20 protein-coding genes and 1 tRNA gene are annotated in these 17,590 nt (G+C 56.8%); 9 read left to right on the top strand and 12 right to left on the bottom strand.

Features of this window, described 5'->3' with window-relative positions; translation table 11 throughout:
* Positions 1–69: 69 nt before the first annotated feature.
* Both VGU61_RS15320 and gloB read right to left on the bottom strand, forming a co-directional pair.
* A complete protein-coding gene (locus tag VGU61_RS15320) occupies positions 70–1,602 on the bottom strand; it encodes a transglycosylase SLT domain-containing protein (RefSeq protein ID WP_326860061.1) in 1,533 nt (510 codons plus the stop codon).
* A gap of 147 nt (positions 1,603–1,749) precedes the next feature.
* Entirely contained in the window at positions 1,750–2,523 is a 774-nt protein-coding gene (gene gloB, locus VGU61_RS15325; RefSeq protein WP_326860062.1) for a hydroxyacylglutathione hydrolase, read from the bottom strand.
* A 3-nt stretch (positions 2,524–2,526) separates the two neighbouring features.
* Here gloB and VGU61_RS15330 point away from each other — a divergent pair, with 3 nt between their 5' ends.
* From VGU61_RS15330 to VGU61_RS15355, 6 genes are all read left to right on the top strand, one after another.
* Positions 2,527–3,312, top strand: a complete 786-nt coding sequence (locus VGU61_RS15330; protein WP_326860064.1) for a class I SAM-dependent methyltransferase — start codon at positions 2,527–2,529, stop codon at positions 3,310–3,312.
* Complete coding sequence (gene rnhA / locus VGU61_RS15335; RefSeq protein ID WP_326860065.1) at positions 3,313–3,747, top strand: ribonuclease HI; 435 nt, start codon at positions 3,313–3,315, stop codon at positions 3,745–3,747.
* A 116-nt stretch (positions 3,748–3,863) separates the two neighbouring features.
* Entirely contained in the window at positions 3,864–4,577 is a 714-nt protein-coding gene (gene dnaQ / locus VGU61_RS15340) for a DNA polymerase III subunit epsilon (protein WP_326860067.1), read from the top strand.
* 37 nt (positions 4,578–4,614) lie between these two features.
* A tRNA-Val gene (locus VGU61_RS15345) sits at positions 4,615–4,689 on the top strand.
* A 95-nt stretch (positions 4,690–4,784) separates the two neighbouring features.
* On the top strand, positions 4,785–5,315 hold the full coding sequence (locus VGU61_RS15350; RefSeq protein ID WP_326860068.1) for a hypothetical protein: 531 nt from the start codon (positions 4,785–4,787) through the stop codon (positions 5,313–5,315).
* Positions 5,300–5,803 carry a site-specific integrase gene (locus VGU61_RS15355; protein ID WP_326860069.1) on the top strand — a complete coding sequence of 168 codons (504 nt, stop codon included), beginning with the start codon at positions 5,300–5,302 and terminating at the stop codon, positions 5,801–5,803. Before VGU61_RS15350 ends, VGU61_RS15355 begins: the two co-directional genes overlap by 16 nt.
* Positions 5,804–6,242: 439 nt before the next feature.
* Here the strand turns inward: VGU61_RS15355 and VGU61_RS15360 are convergent, their stop codons facing one another.
* The 4 genes from VGU61_RS15360 to VGU61_RS15375 all read right to left on the bottom strand — a co-directional run bounded on the left by VGU61_RS15360 (position 6,243) and on the right by VGU61_RS15375 (position 10,336).
* Positions 6,243–6,404, bottom strand: coding sequence for a hypothetical protein (locus tag VGU61_RS15360; protein WP_326860070.1), 162 nt, complete (start codon positions 6,402–6,404; stop codon positions 6,243–6,245).
* Between the two features lie 367 nt (positions 6,405–6,771).
* A complete protein-coding gene (locus VGU61_RS15365; RefSeq protein ID WP_326860071.1) occupies positions 6,772–7,077 on the bottom strand; it encodes a hypothetical protein in 306 nt (101 codons plus the stop codon).
* A gap of 23 nt (positions 7,078–7,100) precedes the next feature.
* The gene (locus VGU61_RS15370; protein ID WP_326860072.1) at positions 7,101–9,473 is read right to left on the bottom strand and encodes an alpha/beta hydrolase fold domain-containing protein; all 2,373 of its coding nucleotides are present in this window, start codon (positions 9,471–9,473) and stop codon (positions 7,101–7,103) included.
* The gene (locus tag VGU61_RS15375) at positions 9,470–10,336 is read right to left on the bottom strand and encodes an SDR family NAD(P)-dependent oxidoreductase (RefSeq protein WP_326860074.1); all 867 of its coding nucleotides are present in this window, start codon (positions 10,334–10,336) and stop codon (positions 9,470–9,472) included. The genes VGU61_RS15370 and VGU61_RS15375 overlap by 4 nt, the downstream gene beginning before the upstream one ends.
* A gap of 168 nt (positions 10,337–10,504) precedes the next feature.
* Here VGU61_RS15375 and VGU61_RS15380 point away from each other — a divergent pair, with 168 nt between their 5' ends.
* A complete protein-coding gene (locus tag VGU61_RS15380; protein ID WP_326860075.1) occupies positions 10,505–11,122 on the top strand; it encodes a TetR/AcrR family transcriptional regulator in 618 nt (205 codons plus the stop codon).
* Here VGU61_RS15380 and VGU61_RS15385 read toward each other — a convergent pair.
* Positions 11,119–11,622 carry a hypothetical protein gene (locus VGU61_RS15385; protein WP_326860076.1) on the bottom strand — a complete coding sequence of 168 codons (504 nt, stop codon included), beginning with the start codon at positions 11,620–11,622 and terminating at the stop codon, positions 11,119–11,121. The genes VGU61_RS15380 and VGU61_RS15385 overlap by 4 nt on opposite strands.
* A 268-nt stretch (positions 11,623–11,890) precedes the next feature.
* Between VGU61_RS15385 and VGU61_RS15390 the strand changes: the two genes are divergently transcribed.
* Positions 11,891–12,223, top strand: a complete 333-nt coding sequence (locus tag VGU61_RS15390; protein ID WP_326860077.1) for a hypothetical protein — start codon at positions 11,891–11,893, stop codon at positions 12,221–12,223.
* Positions 12,224–12,345: 122 nt separating this feature from the next.
* On the opposite strand, the gene minE is transcribed toward VGU61_RS15390, so the two are convergent.
* The 4 genes from minE to VGU61_RS15410 form a co-directional block, all read right to left on the bottom strand.
* Positions 12,346–12,606: a cell division topological specificity factor MinE gene (gene minE, locus VGU61_RS15395; protein WP_326860078.1), complete on the bottom strand. Its 261-nt coding sequence runs from the start codon at positions 12,604–12,606 to the stop codon at positions 12,346–12,348.
* Position 12,607: 1 nt separating this feature from the next.
* Positions 12,608–13,423 (bottom strand): septum site-determining protein MinD, encoded by an 816-nt coding sequence (minD, locus tag VGU61_RS15400; protein WP_326860079.1) that lies wholly within the window; start codon positions 13,421–13,423, stop codon positions 12,608–12,610.
* 29 nt (positions 13,424–13,452) lie between these two features.
* The gene (gene minC / locus VGU61_RS15405) at positions 13,453–14,241 is read right to left on the bottom strand and encodes a septum site-determining protein MinC (RefSeq protein ID WP_326860080.1); all 789 of its coding nucleotides are present in this window, start codon (positions 14,239–14,241) and stop codon (positions 13,453–13,455) included.
* A 542-nt stretch (positions 14,242–14,783) separates the two neighbouring features.
* Entirely contained in the window at positions 14,784–15,263 is a 480-nt protein-coding gene (locus VGU61_RS15410) for a hypothetical protein (RefSeq protein WP_326860081.1), read from the bottom strand.
* Between the two features lie 393 nt (positions 15,264–15,656).
* On the opposite strand from VGU61_RS15410, the gene phbB reads away from it, so the two are divergent.
* Positions 15,657–16,403, top strand: a complete 747-nt coding sequence (gene phbB / locus VGU61_RS15415; protein WP_326860091.1) for an acetoacetyl-CoA reductase — start codon at positions 15,657–15,659, stop codon at positions 16,401–16,403.
* 61 nt (positions 16,404–16,464) lie between these two features.
* Here the strand turns inward: phbB and VGU61_RS15420 are convergent, their stop codons facing one another.
* The gene (locus VGU61_RS15420) at positions 16,465–17,328 is read right to left on the bottom strand and encodes a Crp/Fnr family transcriptional regulator (RefSeq protein WP_326860092.1); all 864 of its coding nucleotides are present in this window, start codon (positions 17,326–17,328) and stop codon (positions 16,465–16,467) included.
* Positions 17,329–17,590: the final 262 nt, after the last annotated feature.

Here is a 17,590-nt window from a genome sequence, read left to right on the forward strand (position 1 = left end):
AGCAGAGACGGGAATCGTTTGCCGGGGTTGTCGATGCGTGTCTCTCCGGCAAATTTTCCGTCAATGCATTCAGCTCCGCTTCTTTACCTTGCCGCTGTCCGATTTCGCCACTGATTTCTTTGGCGCTGTCTTCGATGTTGTTGTTGCTTTATTGGAAGCCGTCGCGACCTTGCGTGTTTGCACCGGGCTTGCGACATACCGTTTGCCTGCCTTCGAAGCGGCCTTATAAGGCACATGCAATTGCAGGCGCTGGCCGGTCGCGACCTTTTCCTTGTCGAGATTGTTCCAGGTCTTGATTTGCTGGACACTCACCTGGTGGCGCTGGGCAATCGACGCAAGCGTATCCCGCTTGCCTACCTTGACCGAGATGCGGCGGGAATCCGGCAGGTCCGGCTCGACGGCGATGATGGCCTTGTCGGCAAGTTCGGCCGAGATATCGGATCCGGCAGCCGTTTCAGTCTTCGGCACCAGCACCGTGGAACCCTCTTTCAAGCGCATCTTGGGCGGAATATTGTTGACTTCCCGGATGACTTCCGGAGTCGTGCCGAATTTCGATGCGATTGTTTCGATGCGTTCGCGGGCGTTGGTGACGCGGTGCGCAGTCCATGAAGAGAGCGCGCGCCCCCATTTCGCAAGATTGGACTTGAATTTCTCGGCATTGCTTTGCGGGAGCAGGATCTGGGTGCTCGGGCTGCCGACGATCACCGGGCGGTTGAATTGCGGATTCAGGGCCTTGAATTCGTCGATCGACAATTCCGCCAGCTGGGCGGCGACCTTGATATCGATGTCGCGGGTCTTGCCGATGGTGACGAAATACGGCTGGTTATCGACCTTCGGCAGGGTGATTCCATATTGCGCGGGAGAGGCAATGATGTTTTTCACCGCCTGCAGCTTGGGCACGTAATTGCGTGTCTCCAGCGGCATGATGTTGGACAGGCCGTTGAAGTCGGTAGGCAATCCTGCGGCGCGATTCTTGTTGATCGCGCGCTGAACCGAGCCTTCGCCCCAGTTGTACGCGGCGAGCGCAAGCTGCCAGTCGCCGAACATGCCGTAGAGCTTCTGCAGGTAAGTCAGCGCCGCATCGGTTGATGCAAGCACGTCGCGCCGCTCGTCCTTGAACACGTTTTGCTTGAGGTTGAAATCGCGTCCGGTCGACGGAATGAATTGCCACATGCCTGCCGCGTGGGCGCTGGAGTAGGCCTGCGGGTTGAACGCCGACTCGATGAACGGCAGCAGCGCCAGCTCCATTGGCATATTGCGCTTTTCCAGCTCCTGGACCACATGGAACAGGTAGCGCGACGCGCGGGTCGTGGTGCGTTGGATATAGTCGGGGCGCGAGCTGTACCACTGGGTCTGGCTCGCCACCAGCGGATTATCGAGGTCGGGAATGCCGAATCCTTTACGGATGCGGCCCCATACATCGATCTCCTCCATGCCGAGAACTTGCGCAAGCGGATCGTTGGGATCGTATGGCGCCTCGATTGCAGAGACTTGCGACCAGTTATGAAGCGGGAGAGAGAGATCGGCGGCGCTGGAGGTAACTTGTACGCCTAGAAGGAGGAGTGCTGTAAATGGAAGTGCTTTTATTTTCAGCGTACGCATGGATCCTCACTTGCTCTTTATTTTAAGGGCCGGGGGTGCCGGCATTAAGGTGTTGGGAGTGTACGTAATGGTGTTTACCCGAGTCAATATTTATTACCTCGGGGTTACAAGTAGAGCATGCAAGAATGGTAACTAGTTTGCGATGGTTCAACGGAAGGTGTTTTTCCATTGCCTTAAGGCAGAAAAAGCCGCGATTGGTTCCCTTGTATCAACAAACCCGTTGTCGGCAAGCCTCGTCAAAATGGCATGCTTCTCATGGCGCAGGAACGGATTTGTCGCCTTCTCGAGCGCTATCGTCGAGGGAAGGGTGGGAACGCCCCGGTCCCGTTTGGACTGTTCGGCGGGAACCCGTGCGGCCAGTTCGGCATTGCCGGGTTCTACCGCCTGGGCGAAGCGCAGATTCGACAGCGTATATTCATGCGCGCAGTACACCTGCGTCGAATCGGGTAACGCGGCCAGCTTCGCGAGGGAGGCCACCATCTGTGCCGGCGATCCCTCAAACAGCCGGCCGCAACCGCCGGCAAACAATGTGTCGCCGCAAAACAGCCATTGCTGTTGTGGTGAAAAATAGGCGATATGATCAAGCGTATGGCCTGGGACTTCCAACACATCGAGGCGCAACGAAAATTCCGGCAGAACAACTTCATCGCCTTCGGCGACATGACGCGAGATCCCTGCGATGGACTCATTGTGCGGACCAAACACCGGAACCTCGAAGTGCCTGAGCAGTTCCGGCACGCCGCCGACATGGTCAGCATGATGATGTGTCAGTAGAATAGCAACCAGGGATAACCGGTGTGCGGCCAGCGCGGCAAGGACTGGCGCAGAGTCGCCGGGATCGACGACGGCTGCATGCGTGCCATCGTGGATCAGCCACAGATAGTTGTCCTGAAATGCGGGAACCGCCAGCACGTTCAACATACGATGTCCAATCCGTCTACACAAAAAGCCATTATATCGCTCGGCCGCTGGCTCGAAACGCCGGCCGGCAGCTATGTGCGCACATGGCAGCAGGCGCGGCTGGACATGCTGACAACGGATATCTTCGGGTTCAACGCAATGCAAATCGGCTTGCCGGAAGTAAATGCGCTTCAGGCCAGCCGGATGCCGAACAAGTGGCTGACCGACACGCATTTGCCCAAGGTGGAGGAGGACGGCACCCGGACGCCGATCGTGGTGGTGCATGATTTCGCCGAACTGCCGTTTGCATCCCAGAGCCTGGACCTGGTGATCCTGCCCCATGTACTCGAATTTGCCGAGGAGCCGCATCAGATCCTGCGCGAGGTCGAGCGGGTGCTGATTCCGGAAGGCCAGGTCATCGTATGCGGATTCAATCCCGCCAGTCTCTGGGGAGTGCGCCAGGCGACGGGGCGGTTGACGGGCGCGCACTTTCTGCCGCAAAACGGCGAATTCATCAGCCTGCCGCGGTTGAAGGACTGGTTGAAGCTGCTCAACATGGAAGTCAATCGCGGCCATTTCGGCTGCTACGCGCCGCCCTGCGTCACCGAAAAATGGCTGAACCGGTTTGCCTTCATGGAAGCAGCGGGAGACCGCTGGTGGCCATACCTGGGCGCAATCTACGTCGTGCAGGCGATCAAGCGGGTGAGGGGAATGCGGCTGATCGGCCCGGCCTGGAAGCACAAACGCGCCACGGCGCAGCAAGGCGTCCCGGTTACCAATCGAATCAATCAACACATAGATAGCGAGTAGATGGACAAGATAGAGATTTATACCGACGGGGCCTGCAAGGGAAATCCAGGCCGTGGCGGCTGGGGTGCGTTGTTGATTGCGGGCGAGCACAAAAAGGAGTTATTCGGCGGCGAGCGGAATACGACCAATAACCGGATGGAATTGCAGGCGGTCATCGAGGCATTGTCCGTACTGAAAAGGCCATGCGAAGTCATCGTCCATACCGACAGCCAGTATGTACAGAAAGGAATCAGCGAATGGATTCACGGCTGGAAAGCCCGTGGCTGGAAAACTGCATCAAAAGAGCCCGTAAAAAATGTCGATCTGTGGCAGGCGCTCGATGCGGCGCAGGCGATTCACACCATCCAGTGGCGATGGGTCAAAGGCCATGCCGGCCATGACGGCAATGAAAGGGCGGATGCGCTTGCCAACATGGGCGTGGCGTCCGTGCCGTAGTGCCACAAATACCGATGCCGCCTTGCATCCGACCGGAATACCCCGATTCATGCCTCGCCCAGCCAGTTTCGCTTGCTGTGCAGGCGTCAACCTTTGCACTGAACAAGAATTAAGCTATGCGACAGATCGTCCTCGATACCGAAACCACCGGCCTCAATCCACGCTCCGGCGACCGCATCATTGAAATCGGCTGCGTCGAACTCGTCAACCGGCGACTGACCGGCAACAACTTCCACAGTTACATCAATCCCGAGCGCGATTCGGAAGAAGGCGCACTCGCGGTGCACGGCCTGACGACCGAATTCCTGAGCGACAAGCCGAAGTTCGCCGAGATCGCCAATGAATTGCGCGACTATGTGAAGGGCGCGGAAATCATTATCCATAATGCGCCGTTCGACCTTGGCTTCCTCGATGCCGAATTCGACCGCATGGGATTCCCGCCTTTCAAGGACCATGTCGGCAGCATCACCGATACGCTGGTGCAGGCAAAGGAAATGCATCCAGGCAAACGCAATTCCCTCGATGCCCTTTGCGACCGCTACGGGATTTCGAATGCGCATCGTGCCTTGCACGGCGCCTTGCTGGACGCCGAACTGCTGGCGGAAGTCTACCTGGCGATGACTCGCGGCCAGAACAGCCTGACCATCGACCTGGCCGCCGAAGAAACGAGCACGCAAAATGACAGCGCCATCGCCGACGCGCCTCTCGCGGAAATTATCGTCCTGCAAGCCATGGAGGACGAACTCGCCGAACACGAAGCGCTTCTGGACAAGCTGGACAAGGACTGCAAGGGCACATCGGTATGGCGCAGTCCCGCCCCGGCAAATTGATTCGCATTATGATTTATGAGATAATTCGCGCCGCTTCGGACGGTTAGCTCAGGGGTAGAGCACTGCCTTCACACGGCAGGGGTCACTGGTTCAATCCCAGTACCGTCCACCAAGGAATTTCTAGTCAAATCATTGGTTTAGCAGGTGTCTCCTGCTTCGCCATGTCCAGCCAAATCTGCCAAATACGCAATTCTTACGGAGTTGCACATGGCAGCCATCACAAGACGCAAAACCGGCTATCAAGCCGAAGTTCGCCGCAGGGGTTTTCCGACTGTTTCCAAGGTCTTTCATACCCGGAAAGACGCCGAGGCTTGGGCGCGCCTTATCGAGTCTGAAATGGATCGCGGTTGCTTTTTGGATCGAACCGAAGCCGATAAGACTACCCTCAGGGACATTCTTGAACGGTACAAACGGGAAATTAGCCCCAAGAAAAAATCGGCAGCCATCGAAGAAATCCGCATTAATAAATTCATTCGGGATGAAAAGCTCTGCGCCTACAAAGTGACTGCCTTGACTGGCAAATTGTTATCGGAATGGCGAGACAAGCGGCTGACTGCAGTATCAGGTAGCTCTGTCAATCGCGAATTGAATCTCCTTAGCCATGCATTCAACATTGCGCGTACAGAGTGGGGCATTCACGTTGATAACCCAGTTCTCGAATACGCAGGCCGAAGCACAATAAGGCAAGAGAACGGCGATTGTCCGCGCATGAAAAGGCGTGTTTGCTCGCTGAACTAGAGCTTTCTTCTCGCCGCCCTGATGGTACGTATATAGAAGGTGGAATTCATAATCCCTGGTGCAGGCCGGCTGTAATTTTTGCTTTGGAAACGGCTATGCGTATGGGAGAGATATTGTCACTGCAATGGGCTGACATTGACTTAGTTAACCGTACAGCCACTCTTCAAGATACAAAAAATGGCGAGAAGCGTACCGTACCACTATCAACGCAGGCTGTTGCTGTATTGACTGGACTGTCAAAGACAACTGACGGACGAGTATTGCCGATTACTCGTGACGCTTTAAAACGCGTCTTTACGCGTGCCTGTGCAAGAGCAAATATTCATAATTTGCACTTTCATGATCTGCGGCATGAAGCGACAAGCAGCCTCTTTGAACGGGGGCTGAGCGTTATAGAGGTTTCTTCAATTACCGGGCACAAAACTTTGCAAATGTTGAAACGGTACACACACTTGAACGCATCTGAGTTAGCACTCAAGATTGGATAGCAAGCGTGAGAAAGCAGTCAAATTCCGAGTATGTGCTATTTACTAGATACAACAAATACGATTGATCATTATTGTGATTGCTGCTCGCTGTATGTAGTTACAACACAGTTCAATACATGTCAGAGTAGATTTGACCGTAGCACGGGGGCGCCGGGCTCACCACGATGCGTCGCCGCGCCTGGGCCTGCAACGCGCATCTCCACCCTTACGACCTGCGCAAGATGGCCTCGTGGGCGCCGGCTTGCTGCTCATGCTGTTTGCTCCCGAATTGGCTGCCAGGATACGGGGCTTCGACCGGCGTTCTTCCGATCCGGGGCTCCACAGAGCATTTCCGGTTAACGACTTCTCGAATACCGGTCATGCTCATGTTGCCGTTCGCCCGCTGAATGCGGATCGCATCAACTAGGCGGCTCGTCGATCGACGACGTCGGAATTCTTCTCAGATCGTTTCCGCGATGGCGCGAATTCGTTTCACGTCGTCTGCGCTGGGGTGATCATGCCGGATGGCCTTCGCCATCTTGATGGCCTTGTCCAATGCGTCGATGAAAGTGCCCAGAATCGAGAAGGAACGATTGGCGGCGTTAAGTGCAATGGTAGTCATGGTTTTTCCTTGGGTAGTGTCTGCTGCTGGTGAGAACAATATAGGCCTCGCCAGCCAACTTTCCCAATTTCAAGTCATGATGTCATGATATATGAATTGTGAATGGTTTTTTAAAATGGCTTCAATTGAATAAATAGTATGTTAAGGAAAGCGCTTTGAAGGCAAAGCGATTGCGCGGCATCCGGCATGTAAATAAGCCAAAACGGCTCATGGCAGGTTTCCCATTGGTGCTGTTTTTTAAATTGCAATTTTGTTGTTCTCCTGTCTCCTCTTCGACGTCCCTTGGTAGGCGTCCTCGACGGTGAGAGGCGCCATTGCCCTGTGCGCGGCGGCGAGCAGCGCAGGTATTGCGTCCGAGGTTTATTCGTCAGGGATTAGCGTCGGGTCGATTTTGAAAACAATCGGTGAGCGCTTGCCAGGAGAAGGAAAGGTACGGTCGCATTTTTCCACGGACCGCCTCGACAATATCAATCACATCTTCGACAGGATGAAAGAGGGGAAAATCGACGGAAGAATCGTGATGCGGATATAGGCGTTCATATGTTTGAAGCATTTTACCGTCGGCCTGGGCGCCGGAGCATTCATGTCCCGTGAGCCGGGAGAGGTTTCGGCGCACCTTGATGAAAGGCCGGAAGTTATCTGCCTCGCCGGGGCGGCAATCCGCCCCGCGCATGGCTGGCTCTTCGCGTTTCTTTTTTATGCCAGACGATAATCCTTCATATCGATCTTCTTCATCCGTCGCCAGTATTCAAACGTGAACCCGGGCCATAAGGTCACGTTTTTTCCGTTTTCATTCAGGTACCAGCTCTTGCACCCTGATGCCCAGACAGTGGTTTGCAGCCTGCGCTGGATGTCGAGATTGAACTGATTCTGGGCACCGGCATTGACTTCGATCGAGGTCTTTTTCTGCCTGCGCATCATGCTCATGCAACGCAGCGCATGCCGGATCTGCTGTTCGGCCATGAAGACGACCGAATTATGGCCAAGTCCCGTATTGGGGCCGAGCAGCATGAACAGATTCGGGTAGCCTGCGGCCATCAGGCCGAGAAATGCTTCCGGGCCGTTTCGCCATGCCTCATTCAGGTCGACGCCGTTGCGGCCGATGATGCGCACCGGCGAGAGAAGATCGGTGACACGGAAGCCCGTCCCATAAATGATCGTGTCCACCGGATGCTCCACACCGCTGCGATCCAGGACTCCGCGTTCCGTGATCTCGTCAACACCCTCAGTCACGAGGTGCACGTTAGGGCGCGCAAGTGCCGGAAAATAGTCGTTTGAAATCAGGACCCGCTTGCAGCCCAAAGTATAACGCGGCGTGACCTTCTTGCGTAGCGTCGGGTCGCTGATCTGCCGGCGTACATGCCGCAGTGCCAGTTCTTCCGCTCGCTTCATCAGTTTCGGATGTAAAAAGCCGAGTGCGGTGAATTCCTGGCGCCAATAAATAAGATTCCGGAATGCGCCCATTGCGCCCGGTACATGTTCATAGATGGCGCGCTCGCGCGAACTAATCGGCCGATCCATCTTCGGCAGCACCCATACCGGCGTTCGCTGGAATACGGCAAGGTGCGACACCTGCGGCGCGATCTTCGGAATGAACTGGACTGCGCTTGCGCCGGTGCCAATGACCGCGACCCGTTTGCCGCTCAGGTCGTAGCTGTGGTCCCATTCGGCGGAATGAAATGCCTTGCCTTTGAACCGCTCTAAGCCGGGCAATTGCGGGTAGGCAGGGCGGCTTAAAGCGCCGAGCGCGGAAACAAGGAAGCGCGCCGTCAATGAGCGGCCATCCGTCATGGTCACTTTCCAACTGTTTTTCGCTTCGTCGTAGACGGCGTCGCGCATCTCCGAACGCAGGCGAATGTGGGGCCCGAGTCCGTTCTTGCGCGCGCAGTGCTTGAGGTAGGCAAAGATCTCAGGCTGCGTGGAATACATGCGGCTCCAGTCGGACTTGCGCTCGAAGGAAAAGGAGTACATGTGTGACGGCACATCGCAGGCACAGCCCGGATAGGTATTGTCGCGCCATGTGCCCCCGATGTCGTCCGCCTTCTCCAGCAGGATGAAAGCGTGTCTACCGGCCTTTTTGAGCTGCATCGCCATGCCGAGGCCGGAGAATCCGCTGCCGACGATGATGGTCTCGAAATCCGGTTGATCCGAGTTTGGGCTGCTCAGGGGCACGCTTCCATCCAGGATCCGCTGCTTGAGAAAGACACCGGCCGATGCGAGCGATTCCACGCCTTCGGGGATCACGCCATGGAACAGCTGCCACACATGCGGCACCGCCGGCCAGGTGCGCAGTTCCACCGGCACGCCGGCGTCGCGCGCCAGAGCCGCCAAGCGGGTCGAATCGTCCAGCAATACTTCGTCTTCGCCGACGTGGATCAGCAGCGGCGGCAAACCTGCCAGGTCGGCATACAGGGGCGAGGCGAGCGGATTGCGCGGATCGGCGTCGCCCAGGTAGAGCGATGGCGCAATACCCATCCTGCTGCCGAAAAACATGGCGCAGCGCTTGTCGTTCCGTACCAGTGACTCTCCAGTCCCTGCGAGGTCGGTCAAAGGCGAAAAGAGTGCCGCTCCGGCGGGCAGCGGTATGCCGCGTTCACGCAAGCGCAGCAGCAGCGAGAGGCACAGCCCGCCGCCGGCGGAATCGCCGGAGATGACCAGCCCGGATGATGGTACGCCGCTGTCGAGCAACGCGCGATAGACGCTTTCCGCATCGTCGATCGCCGCCGGGAACGGATGCTCGGGCGCCAGCCGGTAATCGGGCACGAACACCCTGAATCCCTGCCGCGCGTAAAAGCCGGTAATGGGGCGGTGGGAGCGCGGCGAACAGGCGAAATAACCGCCGCCATGCAGGTAGAGAAGGGTGGCTTGACCGCTACCGCGATCCGGTTCGACCCATTCCCCGGGAACCCCGCCCATCACTGCCGGCGTGTACCGAACGCCGGACATGGGTTTGCCGCCGCCAGTATTGAAGAGTCTGCGCGCGTCTTCGGCGGTATGCGCACGGGCGAGCTTGCGCTTGAAGGTATGCCGCAAAAAGAAGCTGAATGAGCGGGCCTGCCAACTGCTCATGTGGAGCTCCTCGAGGAACCCGCTCGCAGGTCACCGGCGGCTTTGGGTTCAATGACGAAAAATCTGCGCAGCAGCTTCCAATACCCGAGCGGCGCCAGCCTCGACAGCCAGTCGATCACGCGCGCATCGCTGCCGATCAGAATGCGGGGCGCTCCGCGTTCGATGCCTTCGACAATGCATAGGGCCGCCTGCGCCGGCGTGGTCCGGACTTCGCGCCAAAATTTGTCGGCCAGTTGGGCGGCCTGCTGTTCGTCGAACAGCGCGGCCCGCCGCGAATGGTGGGCGATGCGGGTTTTGATGCCGCCGGGATGAACGGTGGACACGCCGATGTTGCTGCCTTCCAGCTCATGCCTCAGAGCGTCGGAGAAACCCCGCACTGCGAATTTGCTCGCGCAATAGGCCGACTGGCCAGCCGGCGCGATCAGTCCGAAGACGCTGGAGAGATTGACGATATGGGCCTGCGGTTGCATGCGCAGGACGGGAAGAAATGCCTTGCAGCTACGCACCACGCCCCAGAAATTGATGTTGAACAACCATTCGATATCGTCCAGCGTCAACTGCTCTACATCGCCCATCAGTGCGACGCCGGCATTGTTGATCACCAGTCCGACCCGGCCGTGGGCGGCAAGCACGGCGGCAGGCAGGGCCGCCACTGCGTCGGCGTCGGTGATGTCCATGTGGTGTCGGCTGACATTCACGCCCAGCGCCTGTGCCGCGTCGGCGGTTGCATTGAGGGTGTCAGCGTCCCGGTCCACCAGCGCCAGGTGGCACCGTCGTCTTGCCAGTTCCAGGGACAATGCCGCACCGATCCCGTGGGCGGCGCCGGTCACTACGGCAACGCTTCCTGCGAGTTTGAATCCCATACGCTTCCTTTCATGCGGCACGGCGGCAATCGTCGATATCAAATATTGATGTACGGATACCGGCCGCCGGCTCGCGTCGTCCCGTAAAATGGCGCGGCATCGGCCGGTTGGCGAACTGGCTAATCCATATTAAGGTGAACACCTTAAGTTTGTCAAACAATCACAAAAATGACTGAAGACACGCTCCCCACCCGGGCACGAATCCTCGATGCCTGCCAGCGGCTTTTCAACGAATCGGGGCCGGATGCCGTGACCACGGCCGAGATCGCGCGCACCGTCGGCATCAATGAAGGCAATCTTTATTACTACTTCAAGAAAAAGGAGCACATTCTCGTCGCCCTGTTCGATGCCTTCGAATCGGCGCTGCTCGGTGTCGCGGCGACGCCGTTGGACGCCCGGGCCGGCGAGGAGGCCGGCATTGCCTACCTCCGGCAGTGGTTCAATCTGATGTGGGAATGGCGGTTTTTCTACCGCGACAGCGCGGCGATCTGGAAACTGGCGCCGACGCTGCGCCTGCGCAATGTCGACCTTGCGGACCGTGCGCAAGCGGATATCAGGCGGGTTCTTGAAAAGCTGATCGAAGCCGGGCTGTTGCAGGCGCCGCCGGAACAAGTCGACCGATTGGTGGTGAACGCCTGGATCGTCTCATGCTATTGGCTCGATTACCTGCATTCCAGGCACAACGTGGCCAAGGTGGAAAAGGAGCATGTCGACTGGGGATTCTCGCAAGTGCTGAGCCTGTTCGTTCCTTTCTTTCCCCAGCGCCAGGACAATTCAGCAGGCTAATAGTTTGTCGCATCGGACGTCGATGTTCTTGTGACCTTGCGCGTGCCGATATCGAAATGCACGTTGAACAGTCGTGGCGTGGTGCTGTCCGCCATGTACTTCCAGTCCCACACTTCCTCATTCTTCAGCTTGTATTGCACCACGGTGCGTGGTTTGCCGAGCATCCAGCGGATTTCATCCTGGGTCATCCCCTGTTTGATGCGCGCAAAGTTCTCTTCCGTCAGTACCTGCTTGTAGTCCCGCAGTACGCCGTCCTTGCCGATGCTGAACATCCATGTCCGCGCGCCTTCCGGTCCTTTCGGATATTCGAGCGTCCGCGATCCATCTTCTTCCTCACGCACGGTGTCCGGCTTGCCCATCACCATGCGAACATCTCCTTCGGAGGATACGCCTTTGGATAGTTTGTCCAGACCGAACTCCTGCACCGGACGGCCCTGGTTATCGCAGCCAAACGTAAAAACAGCGGCGAGTATCACCGCCAGATATCGCATCCAACGCATTGTTGTCCTTTCTTGTCGTCATTCGTGTTTTCTGTTGTGTGCGTGTTAAAAAGATCATTGTTCATGATGTCCCCGTAGTCGATGATGCCTTTTGAGCGCCGTCACATATGCGACTGTTCAGCTAATGCAAACAACCGGATGCCGCTTTACACCAGGAATGAGGTAGACCTACGTCGGTCCTGCATCGCGGCAACAGCCGGAACTTCATGTAGACGTTGCCATCCAACAGGCCCGTTACCATTTATGTAACTCGCCTATAAGGAGCTTCATGATGATGCAGATCAATGAGATTCAGCAACGCTTCAATCAGGTTGAACAAACCATCCATACCGCATCCGAGGCTTGTCGGAATGCTCTTCTCCTGCCGATGGATCTGAAGGATTGCATCCAGCATTTGGACGAGAAATCGGGGGAGGTGAAAATGACGATCCAGCAGACCCAGGACGAGGAGCAGATTCGTCAGTGTATCGACGATCTCGAACAGCTGGGCGACCAGGCCAAGGATGCGTGCGAACGTGCGCCGTCGCTAGACGATGAAATCAAAAACGCGGTAATGCAGGCGCACCGTGAACTCTCGGACCTGAAGCATCAACTACACTGATTTCTCTTGCGGCGCAAAAAAAGGGCATGGCACCTGTGACGGCGCCATGCCCTTTTTGTTCGTCCCTGCCTGCTCCGAAGCGCGCCGCTCGAGTGTCACCGGTGTGCGCCGGTATAAACCACTTACTTCGTCGCCACGTCCGGCAGCACCACGTTCACATCGAGCACTTCCAGGTTGCCCTGGCGATCCAGCGAGATCTTGATGTCGTCGGGATCGACCTTCGCATATTTCGAAATGACGGCGATCAGCTCCTTGTGCAGCGCCGGAAGAAAGTCCGGGCCGTCCAGGCCGTTGCGCTCGCGGGCGATGATGACTTGAAGCCGTTCCTTCGCTGCGACCGCGGTCTTCGGCTTGGTATTGAAGAGGAATGAAAGTAGCGCCATGTTACTTGCCCTTAAAAAGCCGCTGGAACAGGCCGGGTTTTTCGTAGGTCGTAAAACGAAGGGGAATTTCCTGTCCGAGGAAGCGCGATACCACATCCTGATACGCTTCCGCGACATCGGTGCCGGTCATGTGGATCGCCGGATTGCCTTGGTTGGATGCGTGCAGCACCGACTCGGATTCCGGGATGATCCCGATCAGCGGAATGCGCAGGATTTCCTGCACGTCGGTATAGGACAGCATTTCGCCCGCTTCGACCCGCTTTGGTACATAGCGGGTCACGAGCAAATGCTCCTTCACCGGCGCGCCGCCGTTCTTGGCGCGCCGCGATTTCGCCTGGATGATGCCGAGAATACGGTCCGAATCCCGCACCGACGAAACTTCCGGGTTGGTCACGATGATCGCTTCGTCCGCGAAGGTCAGCGCCATCACCGCACCGTGTTCGATGCCGGCCGGGGAGTCGCAGACGATGTATTCGAAATCCATTTTCGCCAGGTCTTTCAGAACGCGTTCCACGCCTTCTTCGGACAATGCCTCCTTGTCGCGTGTCTGCGAGGCCGGCAGCACGAACAGGTTCTCGCAGTGCTTATCCTTGATCAGTGCCTGATTCAGGGTGGCTTCATTGTTGATCACGTTGATCAGGTCATACACCACACGACGTTCGCAGCCCATGATCAGGTCGAGATTGCGCAGGCCGACGTCGAAGTCGATCACCGCCGTCTTGTGTCCGCGCAGCGCCAGGCCGGAAGCGAAGCTGGCGCTCGAAGTGGTTTTGCCGACGCCGCCTTTGCCGGACGTTACAACAATGATTTTTGCCACAAACAAACTCCTTTCAGATATTGAATTAACTAGGCCCGGGTGTGAATCGGCAGCACATCGATGCGATCGCCGTCGAGGCGAACCTGCGCCGGCTTCATTGCAAACTCTTTAGGCAAACCGTTTTCGAAGGTGCGGTAGGTGCCCGCAATCGAAATGAGTTCGGCTTCCATGCTCAGTGCGAAAATCCGCGCATCGGCATTGCCGCTGGCGCCGGCCAACGCCCGACCGCGCAAGGGCGCGTAAATATGGATGCTGCCGTCGGCGATCAACTCGGCCCCGCTATTGACGACCGCAGTGACGATCAGATCCGCGCCACGCGCATAGATGCGCTGGCCGGCACGCACCGGCGTGTCGACGATCATTGCCGCGGACTGCTGCGGCATGGACGGCGGGGAAATGGGTTCGGCGACGGCTGGCGCGGGTGCCGGAATGGGGGCGGGTGCGGGTTCAGGCGCCTGTGCTGGCGCAGCTTCCTCCTCCACCTGCTGACGGGGCCTGGCGACGACATCGATGCTTAATCCATGTGCCGCGATATCCGCTTCCATTTCAGCCGGTGCATGGCGCACGGCGACCGGATTCAGGCTATATGACTTGAACAGGTTGATCAGCGCCGGCCAGTCGATGGTATGCCCGGTAAGGTCACATCCGGCCAGGTCGATCACCGTGAATTCATTGTCAAAGTAATCGGACGCGCCGCCGGTCATGCTCTTTAATGCGCTATCCAGAAGGGCAGGATCGGTTTCCCGCAGCAGCGCGGATACCGCGACTACTGTCGAAATTTTCATTTCTATGGACTTGCTGGCTTGGTTCTTTGACATAAACACTGTTAGTGAAAGCTCTTTCGGTCTGCCTCGCGGCGCGGTCTGCGACGGCATTGTAAATGCAAACGCGCCGATATCCTCAAAATGAAACGGGCCGCAACAAATGCGGCCCCGAAAAACCTCGAAAATTATGGGATTTTCAATTCAATCGGACAATCGCCTGCTATTCTGCCCACCAAGCGGCGCCTTCAACTTGAACAGCGCCGGCACTATCGCCTCGCGGCGGTTTTCGTCCGCGCACACCGGCGGCAATTATAACGCTGTGCGGCAGGACTCCTGCCTCCTGCCTGTCTCTGAAGGATGGAGCAAGCGTAGCGGCGAAAATTTATAGACAGGACAAGGCACCCCGATGGGCCAGGGCGGGAAGCGACAAGGCGGTGCCGTGCTTCGGCACATAGGTCAACGATCTTCCCTGCGGGGATGGGGTCCTCGTAGCAGGGAAGCGCAACAAGAGTCGGCAATCAATAAGGGGCATGTGAGCGAAAAGTCTCCGGGCTTCGCCGGCGGTGTGCTTATCCCTGCAGGTGGAATGCCTCTGCTCAGCGCAGCGAAATCTTTTCGCCCAGCCGCCAGTACTTGCGCAGCATTTCCTCCACATTCTGATCTGCTCCCGCAGACATGCATGTCCACACATTACCCCTTCGTACGAAGCGGTGCATGCGCCTGGACCGGACATTCACATCGTGGATCGCCAAGCCGAGCATGCTATAGGCATCGACCTCCGCGGATGCATTCGGGTCATCCCTGAAGAACAGCCAATCGTGGACGAACCTGGATTGAAGGCGCTCCAGTTCATGACATACCACTTCCGGCATCGGGCAGCGAATACGGTCGCCCGCGGGCGGGTAATCGATCGTCCATGGGCTGTACACATCATCCTGCACGCTGCGATATAGATGCATGGCGTGTTCGGCGTAGAAGTTCTCGACGGTGAAGAAGCCCGCCGAAAAATACTCCTTCTTCGCTTCCAGATGCCAGCCATGGATGTCCGCGATGAACGGAATGTACAGCGATGCCATGACATATCCTGGCCGCTCGGGCGAATAGCAAATGGTAAATTTGGGCTGCATTGGTTTCTGCTCCAATCAGTCGGACCTGGCTTTGCTGACGCGATACTAGCGCCGAACCGCATCCGTTATTGTTTTGGTGCTTCCCTTTGCTTGCTGCTTAACCTTTGCTTCCCTATGTAGACCTTCGTTGCAATGCCGGGTTCACATTCCCGAAAAACCAGTCGACTAGCCACTTGCCAATGCCGCTGATGTCTTTCCGGGGCTGTGGCTGTCGACGAACTATTCCTTCGTCGCTGGATCGAAACTAACCCTGGCTCGCGCGTGTTGTCCTGCAGTGCGTTTATTGAGGGCAGCATGCGACCGCCTTGAGAATAATGATGGAGGCGCAAAATGGCATCAGAGATGACATCACAGAAGGTTGCGCTCGTGACAGGCGGCATGGGCGGACTTGGCGAAGCGATTTGCCGAAGCCTTTTCCGGCGTGGCTACCGGGTTGCAACCACATATTCCCCGCACAATGACCGGGCATCGACATGGTTGAGCAACCAGGCGAAGGAAGGGTTCACCTTTTCAGCTTGCCAGGTGGACGTTGCCGATTTTGAATCCTGCCGGGCCGGAGTGATGCAAGTGCTTGCTGAAACCGGACGTATCGACATTCTCGTGAACAACGCAGGCATCACGAGGGATTCCACTTTTAAGAGAATGGGCTACGATGATTGGCTGATCGTCCGGCAAACCAACCTCGACAGTGTCTTCAACATGAGCAAGCTGGTCATGCATGGCATGCTGGAGAACGAATGGGGCCGGATTATCAATATTTCATCGGTGAATGGCCAGAAAGGCGCCTTCGGGCAAACCAACTATGCCGCCGCCAAAGCGGGCGTGCATGGTTTCACCAAAGCGTTAGCGCTGGAGGTGGCGTCCAAGGGCATTACCGTGAACACCGTATCGCCCGGCTACCTGCGGACAAACATGGTCATGCAGGTTCCGAAGGATGTACTGGAGGATAAGATTATTCCCCAGATACCTCTCGGGCGCCTCGGTGAACCGGAAGAGGTGGCCGCCCTGGTTGCGTACTTATGCTCGGAAGAAGCTGCTTTTGTCACCGGCGCGAACATTGCCATTAACGGCGGCCAGCACATGCAGTAAGGATAAGAAAAATGCCCTGCGATGCATATCGGCAGGGCATTTTGTATTCATTGGCGTATGTTCACACCGAGGCAAGTCCGGCCAGATCGGAATCCGGCGGCTGTTTTTGCGATGCGGCGAGTTTCGATTTCTTTGCAGCGACCTGCTTGGCCCGGGAACTGGACGGCGGCAGACGGCGCAAGGTTTTCAGCGCATCCGCATCCTTGATGCCGATCGACCGCTGGTCAACCGTAATCAAGCCGATTTCATTGAAGGCAGACAATGTGCGGCTCACGGTTTCCAATGTCAGGCCGAGATAGCTGCCAATCTCATGGCGGGTCATGCGCAGGTTGAACAGTTTGCTGGAGTATCCCATCTCGGCATAACGCTCCGACAGGGATACCAGAAAGCGGGCCACGCGAGCCTCTGCGCTGAGTGCGCCTAACATACTGACCATTGCCTGCTCACGTACAAGTTCGCGGCTCATCACGCTGTACATCGCGTGCTCGAATTCGACATGCACCCGGCCGAGGGCCGTCAGTTTCTTGAATGGCAGAAGGATCAGGTCGCAATTCGACAGGGCGACTGCCTCGGACGCATAACGTTTGGTATGGATTCCATCGACACCAAACAAGTCGCCTTTCATCGGGAAACTCAACACTTGTTCGTTACCGAACTCATCAATCAACACTGTTTTCAGAAAACCCGAATGCACGATATAGAGCGTATCAAACGGCTGGCCGATTGTATGAATGCGCTGTCCTGTCTTGAATTGCACATGCTGAAACTGCAGTTCCTCATCCGTATGCGCCGCGGCATGCGGGATACGTAATACGTCACACAATTCCTTTAGGTTGGACCACAGTTTCCCTTGGCGCTGCCAGACTGCGTCAACAGAAGATGAGTGCAAAGCCGAATTTGGGGAATCGGAGCGGATTTCAGACATTTGCGTAGATAACATAGTCATCTCCTATTTCAAGATAAAGCAGAATTCAGTTGCGGAGTGACACCCGGAGGATGTCTTCGTACATGGATGCAGGCCGATGCGATTTCCACTGAGCCCCAGAGTCGGGCATTCGGAGGTGCTGGCGAGTTGCCTGTCGGGATGCTTGTTGCGTGTGCTCAGTATCGCAAGCACCATGCACATTTACTATCGGTAGTGGCTGAATCCTGCTGTAGGAAGCAAGAGCGTCTTGTAGGAATATTCT

Source organism: Noviherbaspirillum sp. (genome assembly GCF_035944575.1).
GTDB lineage: Bacteria > Pseudomonadota > Gammaproteobacteria > Burkholderiales > Burkholderiaceae_D > Noviherbaspirillum.